The sequence below is a fragment of the Streptomyces sp. NPDC016851 genome (assembly GCF_055562795.1).
Map to the genome: position 1 here is coordinate 1 of NZ_JBVHEP010000003.1, position 16,053 is coordinate 16,053.

Genomic DNA, 16,053 nt, shown 5'->3' on the forward strand with positions numbered 1-16,053 from the left:
GTGGGGGGGGGGGGTCCCGCCCGGCCACCCCTGGGGGGGGGGGGGTCTGCGGGCCCGGGGGCGGCGCCCGGGGGGGGGGGGGGCCCCCCGGGGGGGGGGGGGGGGGGGGCCCCCGGGGGGCCCCCCCCGCTCCGGCTGTCGCAGACCGTTGACGTACTACTCGGTCTTGACCTTGATGGAACCGTCGGTGATGCCTTCCTTGGCCTTGTCCACAGCCGCCTTGAGACCCGGGACCTTGGCGTACTCGGGGTTCGCCTCGGACAGACCCACGCCGTTGACCTTCAGGTCGAAGGTCTGAGTGCCGGTCAGGGGCTTGTCGTCCTGGACGGACTTGGCCAGCGCGTAGACCGCTCCGCCGACGTCCTTAAGGGCGGAGGTGAGGATGTAGTTCTTGTACGGGGCGAGGGCGGCCTGCTTGTACTGGTCGGAGTCGACGCCGATCGCCCAGACCTTGGCCTTGGCGGCGGCCTCGATGACGCCCTGCCCGGACAGGCCGGCGGCCGCGTAGAGCACGTCGGCCTTCTTCTCGATCTGCCCCTCGGCGGCGGCCTTGCCCTTGTCGGGGCTGGAGAAACCGCCCTCCTCGGCCGTCTGGGTGAGGTACTGCGACAGGACCTTCACCCCGGGCTTGGTGTCCTCGACACCCTGCTTGTAGCCGGCCTCGAACTTGTGGATCAGCGGGATGTCCACACCGCCCACGAAGCCGACCGTGTTCGACTTGGTGGCCTTGGCGGCGGCGACGCCGGCGAGGTACGAGGCCTGCTCCTCGGCGAAGACGAGTGAGGCGACGTTCTTGCCCTCGACCACGGCGTCCACGATGCCGAAGGTGGTGTCCGGGTACTTGGCGGCCGCGGCCTTCATCGCCGGACCGTAGACGAACCCGACGCCGATGACCGGGTTGTAACCCTGCCGGGCCAGCGAGACGAGACGCTGCTCCTTGTCGGCGCTCGTCTCGCCCTCGGTGGGCTCGATGTCGGCCGTCTGGTAGCCGAACTCGTCCTTGGCCTTCGTCAGGCCCGCGTAGGCGGCGTCGTTGAAGGACTGGTCACCCTTGCCGCCGATGTCGTAGGCGATGGCGATGCCACGGTCCTTGCTGTCACTGTCACCACTGTCACCACTGGTGCCGCCACACGCCGTGGCGACGAGCCCGAGCGACGCGACCCCCACCGCGACGCGGGTCAGTTTGGAAATCCGACGCATCGTGAAGTTCCCCATTCTCCAAAGCCCCGCAGCGGGTGCTCGGTTCGGCGCACATTAACGCGCGTAGACACTCCTGGGAACGGTTCGCCGCGGGGCCGTTATCCATTCGTGCCGATGGCCGGTTACGCCCTTGTGAACCACGGGATCGAACGGGGTCGAAAGGTGTACTCGGGCACACGGCGCATGCCTGCTGGTCACGCGCACCAGGCTGCCCCTGGGGCGGTCCGGCCGCAACCGGAGGCGCCGGGAAGTTCAACTACTGAGCGGACTCGGCGCGCCGGAGCCCGCTGAACACCGCGGGGGTCGTCCAGCCGCGCAGCGCCGCGTGGAGCGTCGATCCGAAGGTGGCCTCGGCCGTGGCGGCGTCGAAGGCCCCGGCCAGTTCGAGCGTGACGAGCCCGTGCAGCGTCACCCAGATCGAGAGGGCGATGGACGTCGCCTCGCCGGCGAGGACCGACTCCGTCAGTCCGCGATCGATCGCCGCGAGGAGTGGGCGGACGGGGTCACTGGCGCCTACCGCGCCGGACGGGTCGAAGGACTGCACACCACCGAACAGCACCGTGTAGAGGTGGCTGTGCTCGCGTCCCCATCGGCGGTACGCGGCCGCCAGTGCGCAGAGGTCGGCAAGCGGGTCCGCCGAGGTCGGCACTGCGGCCACTTCCTGGAACAGGCCGGCCACGGCCCTGTTGCGCACCTCGCCGATCAGCCCGTCCTTGCCGCCGAACAGGGAGTACACCGCCGTCGTCGACGTCCCGGCGGCAGTCGCCAGGGCGCGGACGGTGACCGACTCCCGCGGACGGGTGGCGAGCATCTCGATCGCGCATGCCACGAGCCGTTCTTTGACGGTCTCGTCGTTCGTTCTCGGCCTACCCACGACGAACAGCCTACCTGTCTGATAACGTCGTTCTGAAACGGTGTTCTGAAACAACGTTCTGAAACGGTGGGAGAACCTCATGCCGATGTCCGTGACACGTCCCGTCCGATTAGCCGGCCGCCTGGTGCTGGCCTTGGCCGCCATCGCCGGGCTGGTCGCCCTCTTCCTGGCGCTCATCGTCCTCACGGACGGGGCGGGCTCGGGGCTCCCCGCGTGGCTGACGACCCTGGGAGTCGCGACCGCCGCCGCACTGTGGCGGGGCCGGCGCCGTACCGGGTCGGCGCGGCTCGTGCCGTTCCTGCCGGTGGTCGTCGCGGCGGCGTTGACGGCGTCAGTGTGCGTACCGAGCGTTCCCACGGCACGGCAATACCCGCCCGACCTGCCTTTCGTCGCCACGCAGCACTGGAGCCTGGCCACCGGCAGCCGGGTGGCGGTGTATCACTACCCGCCCGCGAACACCGGCGCCCGGCACCCCGTTCCGTTCGTGTACCTCCACGGCGGACCGGTCCGCGGCATCTCGGTGCTCGACCACCGGTTCCTGCAGCTCCTGGCGCGACAGGGCTACGACGTCTACGCCTACGAGCAGGCCGGCGGGGGACGAAGCGACCTGCTTCCCATGAGCCAGTACACGATCTCCAGATCGGTCCGCGATCTCGCCGCCTTCGTCGATCGCCTGGACAAGGGCAAGGTCGACATCCTCGGATTCTCCGCAGGCGGGGTGGTGCTCACGCGCGCCCTGGCCGAGCCGCGCGTCGCGGCGCGTCTGAACCGGGCGATCATCGCCGAGCCCGGTCCGATGGACGGCCCCACGGCGCGCATCGACGGGCACAAGGGCCAGGAATCCGCGCGCGGCATCGCTCCGGCCATGACAGGACCGCGGTCGACGCATGTACCCCGGTACGCCGTCGCGTTGGGCCTCATGCGACTGGGGCTCCTGACCCCCGACACCGGGCTGATAGGACAGGCGGAGGGCGACAACGCGTTCACCGCGGCCGATCTGGGCAGTGACACCGCATCCAGCTACTGCGCACGCGACGCGCACCGCATCCCTGTCGAGGACACGGCGGAGAACTTCTCCTTCAGCCCTGCCGCCAGCCTCCGCATCCAGGAGACGATCAAGGACTCCCCCTCCATCGCCCCAGGACTGCGGCGATCCCGGACCCCCGCGATGCTGATGATCGCCGAGTGCTCCTCCCAGGTCCGCCAATGGGCGACGGCCGTCCTTGCCGAAGACCCCGCCGTCCAGCGCACGCAGTACATGCCCGGCGTCGGACACCGTATGTGGAACGGCCTCGACGACAACACCGACCGAGCCGCCGCCGTCGTCACCGCGTTCCTCGAGGGCAAGCCCGCGCCGCTGCCGAACTACCCAACCCGCAGCGAGATCCCCGCCTTCCTCCGCGACCACAGGTGACGACGCCCGCAGGCCGGGGAACCAGCCGCCGGGCGGGCGGCTGGTCAGGCACCGTGCCTAGCGCAGGCCGTCGACCAGGGCCGCTGCCGTGAAGAGTTCCACGCCCACCGTGATCGCGGACTCGTCCACGTCGAAGTCGCCCTGGTGGAGGTCGCGCACCTGGCGTTCGCCGGGGACGCGTACGCCGAGGCGGGCCATGGCGCCGGGGACGTGCTCCAGGTACCAGGAGAAGTCCTCGCCGCCGAGGCTCTGCTCGGTGCCGACGACCGAGTCGACGCCGCGTCGGGCGATCATGGCGTCGCGCAGCAGCTCCGTCACGCCGGGCTCGTTGACGACGGGCGGGACGCCGCGGACGTAGTTGATCTCCGACTTGGCGCGGTACAGGTTGGCGATCTCGTCGATCGCGGCGACCACGACGTCGGGGGCCTGCCGCCACGCCTCGATGTCGAGGCACCGCACGGTGCCGGAGAGCTCGGCGTGCTGCGGGATGACGTTGGGCGCGTGCCCGGACTCGACGCGGCCCCAGGTGATGGCGAGCCCGCTCCGGCTGTCGAAGCGCCGGCCGACCAGGGCGGGTACGTCGGTGACGACGCGGGCGGCGGCGGTGACCAGGTCGGTCGTGAGATGGGGGCGTGCGGTGTGCCCGCCCGGGCCGTTCAGGGCGATCTCCAGCCGGTCGCAGGCCGAGGTGATGGGCCCCTCCCGGAGACCGACCTGCCCCGCGTCCACCCGGGGGTCGCAGTGCACGGCGATGATCGCGCCGACCCCTTCCAGCGCCCCGCACTTGATGACGTCGGCGGCACCGCCGGGCAGGACCTCCTCGGCGGGCTGGAAGATCAGCCGGACGGGGCGGGGCAGCAGGCCCTGCTTGTGCAGCTCCGCGAGGACGAGGCCCGCGCCGAGGACGACGGTGGTGTGCACGTCGTGGCCGCAGGCGTGCGCGCGGTCGGGCACGGTCGAGCGGTACGGGCAGTCGCTCTTCATGTCGGGGATGGGCAGGCCGTCGATGTCGGCCCGCATGGCGAGCATGCTGGGGCCCCCGTCCCACTGCTCGCCCTCCACACCGATGTCACAGACGAGTCCGGTCCCGACGGAGAGGACGCGTGGCTTGAGGCCGGCCCTCTCCAGCCGCTCCTTGATCGCGGCTGTCGTACGGAACTCCTGGTTGCCCAGCTCCGGGTGCATGTGCAGGTCGCGTCGGAACGCGATGAGCTCGGCGCGCAGAGCGTCGGGCAGCGCACCGGGAAGTACGGCTCCCCCGGGAAGATCGACCTCGGACTCCAGTGACATCAATTGCTTCACCCTCTGAAGGGTAGGGCGCCAGGGCGGTCGGCTGACCCTCGATCAACAAAACTTCAACCCGTTAGGGGCAGAAAATATGACCGCCGAACGTATAGCTATCAACTGAGATGGGTAAACTCGCCCGTCTTCAGGGCCGAGCCGGTCACCACGGCCCACAGGTGTGACTTCAACCACACTCGTGCCGCAGCACCGTTATCCATCCATCCTCCTCCACGGATACCACGCCCTGCGCGGGGAACACGGCCTTGTTCGTCTGGCGGACGCCCGTCCCCGATAGTGTGCGCCCCGTGCGCGCCGACAGCCCCGAGTTCGTCCAGTCCACCCAGGCCTCCTACGACGCCATCGCCGAGGACTACACCGCCGGGCTCCCGGACAGTCTCGCCGGGAGGCCGCTGGAGCGGGCCCTCCTCACGGCCTTCGTCGACCTGGTGCGTGTTCCCGGGGCGCCGGTGCAGCCGCCGGTCGCCGACATCGGCAGCGGGCCCGGGTACGTGGCGGCCCGGCTGCACGACATGGGCCTGCCGGTGTTCGGGGTGGACGTCTCACCGCGCATGGTGGCCCTGGCCCGCCGGGCGCACCCCCGGCTGCGGTTCCACGTCGGTTCGATGACGGCCCTGGACCTGCCGGACGAGACACTCGGCGGCATCGTCGCGCTGTACTCGATCATCCATGTGCCGGACGAGCATCTGTCCTCGGTCTTCGCCGGGTTCCACCGGGTCCTGGTGCCGGGCGCGCCCGTGCTGCTCGGCTTCCAGTCAGGTACCGAGGACGGCCGCGCGCACCTCACCGAGCGCTTCGGGCAGGAGATCTCGCTCGACTGCTTCTGGCGCACGCCGGAGACCGTCGCGGCGCGGCTCGCGGAGTCGGGCCTGGAGCTCTACGCCCGTGTGCTTCGGCAGGCCGAGGGCGAGGAACAGCGTCCCCGCGCGTTCCTGCTGGCCCGCAAGCCGGCTCCTGCCGGAGCGTGAGTCCTGGCCGGGGGTGAGCCTCCGGGCCGGCCTGGCCGGGGGTGAGCCTCCGGGCCAGGAGGTGGCGGGGCCTCAGGCCGTCACGGCAGTCCGGCCCCGGCGGGCCCCCGGGCGGGGCCCGGCAGCCCCGGCTACTCGGGCCGCCCCGGGTGCTCCGGCCGCCCTGGCGGCATGGGTGCCCTGGCTGCGATGGCGGCAATGGCCGCGTATGGCCGCCACGTCCGCGACGTCGCCCTGAACCGTCGAGCCCACCGAGCTGCCGAGCCGCCAAGCCGTCTTACAGCCCGCCGCCCGGTCGAAACCGCCGGCTCCCTCAACGCCACCGAGGCCGCTGAGGCCGCGAGGCCGCGAGGCCGCGAGGCCGCGAGGCCGCCGAACCGTCCTACAGTCCGCTGACCCGCTCGAAAGTCCGCTGACCCGCTCGAACTCACCGGCCCCGGGACACCTCCGGCACGTCAGCCGGCAGGCACCGCACCCGCCGCCCCGGCCGGGCCGGGGATACCTCCCGAGCCCATCGCGCCGGCCGAGCCGATCATGTCCGCCGAGCCCACCGTCCCGGCCGAGCCCGTCGGGCGCGCTGAGCCCACCGTCCCGGCCGAGCCCGCCGAGCCCGTGACGCTGTCCTGGCCAGCCGTACCCGCCGTACCCGCCGGAGCGGCCGAACCACCGGCAGCCGAGCCCCTCGGTCCCCCCGGACCCGGCGTACTCCCCGAACCCTCCTGGCCCTCCGTCCCCGGCCCCTCCCCCGCTCCGGCCGCGGACACGCGATGCACGTCCCGCGCCGCCCCCGTCACCCCCGACAGGAAGCCCTGGGCGCGCGGGGAGGCGTGGTCGGTCAGCCAGGAGGGGTCGATGTCGCAGACCGCGACGCGGACCTCCGTGCCGGAGAGGGCGAGCGGGAGGGTGTGGACGACCGTGGAGGGGAAGCTGAGGATGGTGCGGCCGATGGGGCCGCGGCGGGCGATCAGTTCGAGCGGGAGTTCGGGGCGGACGATCTCCAGGCCCGTCTCCGCCGAGAGCCGGCGGAGCTTGTCCGTGCTCTCGCGGCGGTGGGCGAAGTAGCGGGTGGCGCCGTGGGCCCTGGCCAGGGCGCGGACGGCCTCCAGGTAGCGGTCGTCGTCGACCACGCCCGTCTCCACCAGGGACGTGCCGACCATGTCGGCGCCCCTGGTGATGCGGGGCGGGCCGAAACGGGTCCGGGTCCAGGCGAAGTCGTTCGCGCTGACGGTGACGCCCGCCGGGGTCTCCTCCATCGGCATGGAGGAGAAGATCTCGACCCGGCGCCTGTCCCCGGGGGTCAGGCGGCGCCGGGCCGAGGAGGACACCGGCGCGAAGATCAGGTCACGTGGGCCGGGGCGGCCCCCCTTGCGGTGCCAGCGCACCAGCCGTTCGCCCCGGGCCAGCTGCCCGACGAACTCCATGGTCGCCGTGCCGTCGTCGACGACGACCAGGTCACGGGCCCGGGTGATCGTCAGCAGCAGCTGGACGTAGCGGGAGAAGGGGTCCCCCAGCACGATCCGGCGCGCCCTGCGGAGCAGGCCGGCCAGGCCGCCGATGGTCTGGAAGGGCGCCAGGGGCCCGCCGCGCGCTTCCTCCCAGCGGACCTCGTGCCCCTCGACGCGGGCCAGGTCGGACATCCGCCGCAGCTGGCCGCGCGTCATCGGGTCGACGGGCGACAGCACCACGAGGGTGAGCCCCACGCCGGACGCATGCGCGTGCGCCCACTCCAGCACGTTCAGCAGCTGTACCGGACTCTCGACGAACGCGAGAGTGTGGGGGCCGGCGTTCCCGGCGCGGGGGCTCATCGACGTACGACCGTCCCGTCGTAAGGGGGGTTGTGGGGGTGGTGCGCTCAGACGCCGACCGGCTCGCCCGCCGCGTCGGCGATCTCCGCCTCGGCGACCACACCGGCGACGCGGCGCAGCTTCTTCATCGGGGCCAGCTCGGACTCGTAGACCTTCTTGACGCCGTCGCCGAGGGAGGCCTCGATGGTGCGGATGTCGCGGACGAGGCGGGTGAGGCCCTGCGGCTCCACGGAGGCGGCCTGGTCCGAGCCCCACATGGCGCGGTCGAGGGTGATGTGACGCTCGACGAAGGTGGCGCCCAGGGCGACCGCGGCGAGCGTGGTCTGCAGGCCGGTCTCGTGGCCGGAGTAGCCGATCGGGACGTTCGGGAACTCCTTCTCCAGCGTGTTGATCACACGCAGGTTGAGCTCCTCGGCCTTGGCCGGGTAGGTCGACGTGGCGTGGCACATCAGGATGTTGTCGGAGCCGAGGACCTCCACCGCGTGGCGGATCTGCTTCGGGGTCGACATGCCGGTGGAGAGGATCACCGCGCGGCCCGTGGCGCGCAGGGCGCGCAGCAGCTCGTCGTCCGTGAGGGAGGCGGAGGCGACCTTGTGGGCGGGGACGTCGAACTTCTCCAGGAAGGCGACGGCCTCGGTGTCCCACGGGGAGGCGAACCAGTCGATGTTCTTCGACTTGCAGTAGTCGTCGATGGCGCGGTACTCGTCCTCGCCGAATTCCACACGGTGGCGGTAGTCGATGTAGGTCATCCGGCCCCAGGGGGTGTCGCGCTCGATGTCCCACTGGTCGCGCGGGGTGCAGATCTCGGGGGTGCGCTTCTGGAACTTGACGGCGTCGCAGCCGGCCTCGGCGGCGGCGTCGATCAGCTTGAAGGCGTTCTCGAGCTCGCCGTTGTGGTTGATGCCGATCTCACCGCAGACGTAGACCGGACGGCCCGGGCCGACCTCGCGCGAACCGAAGCGGCGGATACGGGAGTTGGTGCTCATGGCAGAGATGTCCTTACTTGGTGAGGGAATCGAGAGAGGGGCCGAGGATCCAGCTGGCGATCTCTCGGATCGCGCCGTCGCCACCGGGGACGGTGGTGACCGCGCGTGCGGCGCCGCGCACGACGTCGTGGGCGCTCGCGACCGCCACGGGCCAGCCCACGAGGGCGAAGCACGGGAGGTCATTGACGTCGTTGCCGACGTAGAGCACGCGCTCCGGCGCGATGCCCTGCTCCTCGCACCACTGCTTCAGCGCGAGGTCCTTGCGGTCGATGCCGTGCAGCACCGGGAGCTTGAGCTTCCGGGCACGGGCGGCGACCACAGGGTTCTGTTCCGTGGACAGGATCAGCATCTTCAGGCCCGAGTTGCGCAGGGCCCCGATGCCGAGGCCGTCTCCGCGGTGCACGGAGACGAACTCCCGTCCATCGGCGTCGATCAGCACCCGGTCATCGGTCTGGGTGCCGTCGAAGTCGAGTACGACCGCGTCGATGTCGTCGGCGGTCGGCAGCGCGCCGGGGCGGTCCGCGTCGAAGAGCGGCGCGAGGGCCCGGGCGCGGGCGAGGTCGTGCGGGTCGTCGATCTCCAGCACGCGTGCGGCGTCGGTGCGGACCAGTTCGGTCCGGCCGAAGAAGCGGTGCTGGTGCTTGCGGAAGCCGACCGCCTCCATGGCGTAGGCGGCGCCGGTCTCCAGCAGGTCCTGGGGACGGTCCTGGCGGCGGGGGCGGAAGGACTTGTCGTGGTTGACGCCGTAGCCGCCACCGGTGGCCGCGTCGGCCTCCGCGACGGTGCCGGCGGCGACCTCGTCCTCGGCGTCGCGCCAGACGAAGCCGTGGAACGGGGCCACGGTGAGGGCCGTGTCGGCGCCGTTCTCGACGATGGCCGCGGCGACTCCGTCCACGTCCTCGCGGGTGATGAACGGGCTGGTGCACTGCACCAGCAGTACGACGTCCACGACCGCGCCGTGCAGGGCCTCGTGCGCGTCCACGGCGTGGAGGACGGCGGCCTCGGAGGTGGCCGTGTCGCCGGCGATGGCGGCGGGCCGCAGCACGACCTCGGCGCCGGCCTCGCGGGCGGCCGCCGCGATGGCCTGGTCGTCGGTGGAGACCACGACGTCCGTGACGAGCCGGGCGGCGCGGCACTCGCGCACCGCCCGCGCCACCAGCGGGACACCGCCGACGGGGAGGAGGTTCTTCGCGGGGACGCCCTTGGAGCCGCCGCGCGCGGGGATCACCGCGAGCACGCGGCGCACCGAGGCGCCTCGGCCCGCTTCCGGGTGGGACATGGGGACTACTCCTTGAGCAGGGGTCTCGGGGCGGCTCACAGCTCCCCCATCCGCCGGATGACGGGCGCCACGCGCTGCACGCCGTGCCGGTAGGCGCCGCGCGCCGCCCGGCGCACGATCTGCCGGACCGGTCCGGGCTCCCGGTCGGCGGCCGGCGCGCCGGGCAGCGGCGTGCCGTCCGGGCCGAGGTGGTGGCGGGCGAGGATCCCGGGCAGATAGCCGGGCGCGGTGACGGGTGTGTAGTACGGGGCCAGCGGCGGCAGGCCGCCGGGCCGGTCGAGCAGCTTGGCGATGCGTTCGCGGGCCGCGTCGAAGGCGGATTCATAGGAGCCGTCGGCCACGACGCCCTGCCGGGCGACCCACTCCTCGTCGGGCGCGGGCCGGTGTCCGGCGTCGAGCTGGTCCCAGGAGGCGAGGCAGCCGGAGCCCACGAAGTGGTGGTTGCCGAGGGCCTCACGCACACCGAGGTCGGTCAGCACGACGGTCGGGATGCGGCGGTGCAGCGACTCCAGGGCGGCCGTGGAACTGACCGTCACGAGCAGGTCGGTGCGGTCGAGGACCTCGCCCATGTTCCCGTAGACCAGGCGGAAGTTGGTGGGGGGATCGAGGCGCTGCACCAGCTTCTGGTACGGCAACTCCTCGATGTGGGTGGTGTGTTCGCCCGGCCGGGACCGCAGCTTCAGCAGCACCTCGCGTTCGGGGTGCCTGCGGGCGTGCTGCACCAGCCGGTTCAGCAGGTACGTACGGTCCTTGCGGCTCTCGGGGACCGAGGGCTGGGCGGCGAAGACGACCGTGTAGGGGTCGCGCTCACCTTCGTACGGCGCACCGCCGAGGAACGGCAGGGCCACCTCGGTCACCGACGTGGCGTCGGCGCCCACCCCTTCGTACACGGCCCGGAAACGGTCCGCGTCCTGACGGGAGTTGGCGAGGACCAGGTCCGCGCCGTGCCGCAGCAGCAGGCCGTCGGCGAGTTTCTCGTAGACGACACCGACGTAGCCGGTGACGACGACGGGTCGTGAGGTCCGGTTCTGCCAGACGCGCGCCAGGCCGTGCAGCATCGCCTGCACACCGCCGCCGACGAGGGCGAGGACGAGGACGTCGTAGGACTCCTCTGCCATGGTGCGCAGGAACTCGACGGCGGTGACCTCCCGCAGCGAGTCGGCGCGCACGCCCACTTCCTCCAGCTGGCGCGGCGTGGGCGTGGCCCGGCCGCGCAGCAGGAATCCGTCGAGGGCGGGGCCCACTTGCGCGGCCTCGCGCGGTGCGGTTTCCATGGACTGTCCCGGGGCGATGCGGTGCGCGGTGAGCGCACCCCATTTCCATCGGGTGTCGGAGTCCGCGAGGACGGCGATTCGTGGGCGGTTCGGTGTACTTGCTGGCACGTTGAAGACGCTAGGAAGCAATTCCTAGGTATGGCGGAACCACGACTCAACGAAAAGTTAACAACGCACCACCGGGAGCCGAACTGGCCCGTGGCAAACGGGGAAGTACACGGGGTGCACCGTTCTGACACATTGAGTTCACCCAGTGTATGTGCACCGGAAAGTTGCCGAGCCGGACGGCCTCCTAACGTTTTGCGGGTGCCTAAGCTTTCCGTGATCGTGCCGTTCTACAACGTGCAGCAATACGCCCCGGACACCCTCAGAAGCCTTCGGTTGAACGCCGACCGCGATTTCGAGTTCATCCTGGTCGACGACCATTCGAAGGATGAAACCCCGGCCATTCTCGAACGGGCGGCCGAGGACCTTTCGGATGTCGCGCAAGTGCGTTACATCCGACACGAGGAGAACGGTGGGCTCGCCACCGCCCGCAACACCGGCCTGGACGCGGCTCAGGGCGAGTACCTGACGTTCCTGGACGGCGACGACTGGCTGGCCCCCGGCTATCTCGCCGAACTGGTGTCCGCCCTGGACGAGTTGGGCTGCGACTTCATCCGCACCGACCATGTGCAGGCCACCGCGCGCGCCCGTTCCGTCTCCCGGGTGCCGGTCGGCCGCCGCTGGGAGGCGTTCGACCCGCGGGAGGCGATCCTCCCCTCCCACCGCTCGACCTCGGTGGACTACGCCTACGCCTGGGCCGGCGCCTACCACCGCCGCCTCCTCGACCGGGGCGTGCTCCACTTCACCGACGGGCTGCGCACGGCCGAGGACCGGCCGTGGATCTGGAAGCTGCACCGCGAGGCGGAGTCGTTCGCCGTGGTGAGCCTGCTGGGCGTGTTCTACCGGCGCGGGGTGGCCTCGTCCCTGACCCAGATCGGCGATGTCCGCCAGCTCGACTTCATCCGTGCCTTCGACCAGGTGATCGAGGAGACGGCCGCCGACCGTGAGGCCGACCGGCTGCTGCCGAAGGCGGTACGGACGTACTGCGCGATCATCGCGCACCATCTTTCCAACGAAGACAGGTTCGAACCGGCCGTGGCGAGGCAGCTGCGGTCGATGAGCGCGGCGGCCATCAAGCGCATGCCGCAGGACGCGCTCGGTGACGCACTGGAGGCCATGGACATGGACCGCTCGTCCAAGCTGCGGCGGCTGCGGCGCAGGGTCACGCCGGCGGGAGCGGCCGCCTGATGCCCGGGACCACACAGATCTTCTGCGCCTCGACGCTGTACGGCGTCGCCACCCTGGCCGCCGCGATCGACTCGGACCTCTTCGAGGAGCCGGACCGCCGGGTGCTGCTGGTGTTCAACAACTCCGCGAACCCGGAGACCACCCCGGCCCTCGACGAGATGCCGGGCTTCGCGCCGCTGCGCGAGCACTTCGACGACGTGCTGTCCTGGAACGACGCCATCCGCCCGTTCCACCCCGGGGCGTGGACGCCGCGCTCCGACGACATCCCGCTGTTCGAGCGCTATCTGCGGATGCTGTGGGGCCTCGGCGACGACCGGGTGAGCCTGGTGCTGGAGTCCATCCAGGTCGCGCCCGCGCTCACGGTGGCGCAGTTGTTCACCGACGCCCCCATCGACGTCTACGCCGACGGGCTGATGAGCTATGGTCCCACGCGCAACAAGCTCGACCCGCTGGTCGGCACGCGCGTGCGGCGGCTGCTCCACCTCGACCTGGTGCCGGGGCTCACGCCGATGCTGCTGACCGAGTTCGAGGTGCCGGCGCGTCTGGTGCCGTCGCCCGCGTTCCTGAAGGTGCTCGGCGAGGTCACCGAGACCGTGCCCGAGCTGCCCGACCTGCCCGGCGACGCGGCGCTGCTGCTCGGCCAGTACCTGTCGGCGCTGAACATCCTCTCCCCCGAGGAGGAAGAGGACCTGCACGTGCGGATGATGCGGGGCGCGGTCGCCCGCGGCCACCGCACGGTCGTCTTCAAGCCGCACCCGACCGCACCGGCCCGCTACAGCCGCGCCCTGGAGACCGAGGCCGAGAAGCTCGGCGTGGACCTCACCGTGCTGGACACGCCCGTGCTCGCCGAGGTGCTGTTCGACCGGACCCGGCCCGCGCTCGTCATCGGCTGCTTCTCCACAGCGCTGTTCACGGCCTCGGTGTTCTACGAGCTGCCGGTCGCGCGCATCGGCACCGAGCTGCTGCTGGAGCGGCTGACGCCCTACCAGAACAGCAACAGGATCCCCACCACACTGGCGGACGCGCTGCTGCCCGACCTGGACGGCGGTGAGGACGGCGACCTGCTGCCTGCGGAGCTGCTGTCCGACCTGGTGACCGCGGTCGGGTTCACCATGCAGCCGCAGATCTATCCGGACCTGCGCCCGCGGGCGGAGCGGTTCCTCGCCCGGCATCTCGGTCCGCGCACCCGGCGCTACTTCAAGAAGCGCCGTCTCACCTCGCTCGGGCTGCCCGGCGGTATTCCGCAGCGGCTGGCGTTCCTGCCGCGCAATTCCACGGCACGCCGGGTGGTCCGGCGGGCGCGGGCGCTGCGCAAGGCGGTGCGCCGCTGAGGCGGGTAGCGTCCGGCGGCCCGGCTCGGCGACATCCAGGTGAACCCATGGGGGCCGTCAGACGAAGGCTGACTCCATCGAACGTTTTAGCGTCAACCTCCGCCCTAGGGTGACATCGGCGCCCTGCCCGCCCCTGGCGGCTCAGGTGAAGGACATACGAGCTACTACAGAGGTTTTCAGCGTGACCGAGACGGTCGTCAGCACCCCCAAGCCCCGGCCCGAAGTCACCGTGCTGGTCGAACCACCGGGCGCCACGACCGTCCCGCCGCGCCGGAAGGACTCCGGCGGCCGGCTGCGGGCCCTGGACGGGCTGCGGCTGGTGGCCGCGCTGATGGTGGCGGCGTACCACTACGGCGGGCGCGACGGTGAGGTCTCCGAAGCCTGGGGCAGCTCGCCCAAGGAGCAGTTCCCGACGCTGCACGAGTACTTCGCCTACGGCTGCCTCGGCGTCCAGGTCTTCTTCGTGATCAGCGGGTTCGTGATCTGCATGAGCGGCTGGGGCCGGCCGCTGAAGTCGTTCTTCGCCTCCCGCGCCTCCCGGCTGCTGCCCGCCTACTGGGTGGCGGTCGTGCTCGTGACGGCGGTGTTCGCGCTGCCCGTGGTGGCCTACAAGGCGGTCTCGCCGAGCGACGCTCTGGTGAACCTGACCATGCTTCAGATGCCGCTGGGCGTGGACCGGGTGCTCGGGGTGTGCTGGACGCTGTGGGCCGAGGTCCGCTTCTACGCCCTGTTCGCGCTGTGCGTCGTGCTGCCCGGGGCGAACCGCCGCCGGGTGATCATGTTCTGCGCCGGCTGGATGCTGGCGACGGTGATCGCGCAGAACGCGAACATGCCGCTGCTCGACATCGTCGTGATGCCGGAGTACGCCCCGTTCTTCATCGGCGGTGTCGGCCTCTACCTCGTCCACCTGGACCGGCGGGACGCCTACGGGTGGGGCATCGTCGCCGTGAGCTGGCTGATCGGCCAGCACTTCGCGGTGCAGAGCCTGTGGCACGCCCCCGACGCGGGCGGCTTCTCGTACCGCTCCTCGATGGGCATCATGCTCGTCGTCACCTTCGGCTTCGTCGCGGTCGCGGCGATCGCGCTGGGCTGGCTGCGCTGGGCGAACTGGCGCTGGCTGACGGTGGCGGGGGCGCTGACGTATCCGTTCTACCTCGTCCACGAGCATCTCGGCTGGGTGGTGATCCACGCCCTGCACCGCGGTCTGGGTCTGCCGTCCGCGGCGACATTCGCCCTGACAGTGGGCTCAATGCTGGGGCTGGCGTGGTTGCTGAACCAGTATGTGGAGAAGCCGCTGACACCACGGCTGCGGGCCCTGCTGGCCAAGGCCCGCTGAGCTGTTCACGGGACGTTCAACCAGCCGTCGGTTTCAGCACCGCTCAGGGAGAAGGCTCGTCTCATGACCAACGCACAAGCGACCGACACGTACCCCGGCGAACTCTCCGACGTCCCGGGCTGGTTCCCGCCGCTGGACCAGATGCTGTTCACCTGGTTCCTGGAGCGGCAGCAGAAGCAGGGGATGCGCGGAGACCTGCTGGAGCTCGGCGTCTACATGGGCAAGAGCGCGATCCTCCTCGGCCACCACCTCCAGGACGGCGAGAAATTCACCGTCTGCGACCTGTTCGAGGGCGACGCCCCGGACGAGGCCAACAAGGCTGAGTCCACGAAGTCGTACGCCTCGCTCACCCAGCAGGCCTTCGAGCGGAACTATCTGTCCTTCCACGACACTCTCCCGACGGTGATCGCGGCCCCCAGCTCGGTGGTGTCCGAGAAGGTGGCCCCGGACACCTGCCGCTTCGTCCACGTCGACGCCTCGCACCTGTACGAGCACGTGTACGGCGACATCGGCGCCGCGCACGACATCCTGATGCCCGAGGGCATCGTCGTCCTCGACGACTTCCGTTCCGAGCACACGCCGGGTGTCTCGGTCGCCGCCTGGGAGGCGGTCCTCAACCGGGGCCTGAGCCCGGTCTGCCTCAGCACGCAGAAGCTGTACGGCACCTGGGGCGACCCGGAGCCGGTCCAGGAGGAGCTGCTCGAGATGCTGCGGCAGCGCACGGACGTCGGGCTGAGCGTGCAGGAGGCGGCCGGGCACCGGCTGGTCCGCGCCCGGTCCAGGGGCATGAAGCCGCCGGCCTTCCCGCCCTCCCGGCACTACGTGGCACCGGTGCCGGCGCCGGCCAGTGCCCCGGCCGCGCCTGTCGCCGAGTCCCGCGCGGCACGCCCGGCCCGGCCCGCCCCGTCCCGGGCCCGCCGGCTCGCCAAGGACCTGCTGCCCCCCGTGGTCACCCGGGCCGTACGGCGGGCACGCGCGCAGCGCTCCTGAC

The 16,053-nt window shown here is 71.3% G+C and carries 12 protein-coding genes and 1 pseudogene; 6 read left to right on the top strand and 7 right to left on the bottom strand.

Annotated features, from left to right (window positions below):
- Nucleotides 1–156: 156 nt before the first annotated feature.
- On the bottom strand, nt 157–1,200 hold the full coding sequence (locus ACZ3I3_RS05305; protein ID WP_467362749.1) for a BMP family lipoprotein: 1,044 nt from the start codon (nt 1,198–1,200) through the stop codon (nt 157–159).
- A 256-nt stretch (nt 1,201–1,456) separates the two neighbouring features.
- A complete protein-coding gene (locus ACZ3I3_RS05310; protein WP_359035942.1) occupies nt 1,457–2,074 on the bottom strand; it encodes a TetR/AcrR family transcriptional regulator in 618 nt (205 codons plus the stop codon).
- 85 nt (nt 2,075–2,159) lie between these two features.
- On the opposite strand from ACZ3I3_RS05310, the gene ACZ3I3_RS05315 reads away from it, so the two are divergent.
- Nucleotides 2,160–3,488, top strand: a complete 1,329-nt coding sequence (locus tag ACZ3I3_RS05315) for an alpha/beta fold hydrolase (RefSeq protein ID WP_467362752.1) — start codon at nt 2,160–2,162, stop codon at nt 3,486–3,488.
- 57 nt (nt 3,489–3,545) lie between these two features.
- Here the strand turns inward: ACZ3I3_RS05315 and ACZ3I3_RS05320 are convergent, their stop codons facing one another.
- On the bottom strand, nt 3,546–4,778 hold the full coding sequence (locus tag ACZ3I3_RS05320; RefSeq protein ID WP_467363351.1) for a M20 family metallopeptidase: 1,233 nt from the start codon (nt 4,776–4,778) through the stop codon (nt 3,546–3,548).
- A 299-nt stretch (nt 4,779–5,077) separates the two neighbouring features.
- On the opposite strand from ACZ3I3_RS05320, the gene ACZ3I3_RS05325 reads away from it, so the two are divergent.
- A complete protein-coding gene (locus ACZ3I3_RS05325) occupies nt 5,078–5,758 on the top strand; it encodes a class I SAM-dependent DNA methyltransferase (RefSeq protein WP_467362754.1) in 681 nt (226 codons plus the stop codon).
- Nucleotides 5,759–6,504: 746 nt separating this feature from the next.
- On the opposite strand, the pseudogene ACZ3I3_RS05330 reads toward ACZ3I3_RS05325, so the two are convergent.
- The 4 genes and pseudogenes from ACZ3I3_RS05330 to ACZ3I3_RS05345 form a co-directional block, all read right to left on the bottom strand.
- Nucleotides 6,505–7,563, bottom strand: a pseudogene (locus tag ACZ3I3_RS05330) (hypothetical protein); the annotation flags it as partial.
- Nucleotides 7,564–7,610: 47 nt separating this feature from the next.
- Nucleotides 7,611–8,549: an N-acetylneuraminate synthase family protein gene (locus tag ACZ3I3_RS05335; protein WP_010047143.1), complete on the bottom strand. Its 939-nt coding sequence runs from the start codon at nt 8,547–8,549 to the stop codon at nt 7,611–7,613.
- Between the two features lie 13 nt (nt 8,550–8,562).
- Entirely contained in the window at nt 8,563–9,828 is a 1,266-nt protein-coding gene (locus tag ACZ3I3_RS05340; protein ID WP_467362757.1) for a cytidylyltransferase domain-containing protein, read from the bottom strand.
- Nucleotides 9,829–9,863: 35 nt separating this feature from the next.
- A complete protein-coding gene (locus ACZ3I3_RS05345) occupies nt 9,864–11,180 on the bottom strand; it encodes a DUF6716 putative glycosyltransferase (protein WP_467363353.1) in 1,317 nt (438 codons plus the stop codon).
- Nucleotides 11,181–11,408: 228 nt separating this feature from the next.
- On the opposite strand from ACZ3I3_RS05345, the gene ACZ3I3_RS05350 reads away from it, so the two are divergent.
- The 4 genes from ACZ3I3_RS05350 to ACZ3I3_RS05365 all read left to right on the top strand — a co-directional run bounded on the left by ACZ3I3_RS05350 (nt 11,409) and on the right by ACZ3I3_RS05365 (nt 16,052).
- Nucleotides 11,409–12,395 (top strand): glycosyltransferase family 2 protein, encoded by a 987-nt coding sequence (locus ACZ3I3_RS05350; RefSeq protein ID WP_356927900.1) that lies wholly within the window; start codon nt 11,409–11,411, stop codon nt 12,393–12,395.
- Nucleotides 12,395–13,726, top strand: coding sequence for an alpha-2,8-polysialyltransferase family protein (locus ACZ3I3_RS05355; RefSeq protein ID WP_467362759.1), 1,332 nt, complete (start codon nt 12,395–12,397; stop codon nt 13,724–13,726). Before ACZ3I3_RS05350 ends, ACZ3I3_RS05355 begins: the two co-directional genes overlap by 1 nt.
- 181 nt (nt 13,727–13,907) lie before the next feature.
- On the top strand, nt 13,908–15,062 hold the full coding sequence (locus ACZ3I3_RS05360; protein WP_467362761.1) for an acyltransferase family protein: 1,155 nt from the start codon (nt 13,908–13,910) through the stop codon (nt 15,060–15,062).
- Between the two features lie 63 nt (nt 15,063–15,125).
- On the top strand, nt 15,126–16,052 hold the full coding sequence (locus tag ACZ3I3_RS05365; RefSeq protein WP_467362763.1) for a class I SAM-dependent methyltransferase: 927 nt from the start codon (nt 15,126–15,128) through the stop codon (nt 16,050–16,052).
- Nucleotide 16,053: the final 1 nt, after the last annotated feature.

Excerpts from the sequence above, each read along its gene's own strand:
- ACZ3I3_RS05355 (WP_467362759.1), top strand. The coding sequence starts at position 12,395 with ATGCCCGGGACCACACAGATCTTCTGCGCCTCGACGCTGTACGGCGTC.
- ACZ3I3_RS05320 (WP_467363351.1), bottom strand. The coding sequence starts at position 4,778 with ATGTCACTGGAGTCCGAGGTCGATCTTCCCGGGGGAGCCGTACTTCCC.
- ACZ3I3_RS05365 (WP_467362763.1), top strand. The coding sequence starts at position 15,126 with ATGACCAACGCACAAGCGACCGACACGTACCCCGGCGAACTCTCCGAC.
- ACZ3I3_RS05340 (WP_467362757.1), bottom strand. The coding sequence starts at position 9,828 with ATGTCCCACCCGGAAGCGGGCCGAGGCGCCTCGGTGCGCCGCGTGCTC.
- ACZ3I3_RS05305 (WP_467362749.1), bottom strand. The coding sequence starts at position 1,200 with ATGCGTCGGATTTCCAAACTGACCCGCGTCGCGGTGGGGGTCGCGTCG.
- ACZ3I3_RS05315 (WP_467362752.1), top strand. The coding sequence starts at position 2,160 with ATGTCCGTGACACGTCCCGTCCGATTAGCCGGCCGCCTGGTGCTGGCC.
- ACZ3I3_RS05335 (WP_010047143.1), bottom strand. The coding sequence starts at position 8,549 with ATGAGCACCAACTCCCGTATCCGCCGCTTCGGTTCGCGCGAGGTCGGC.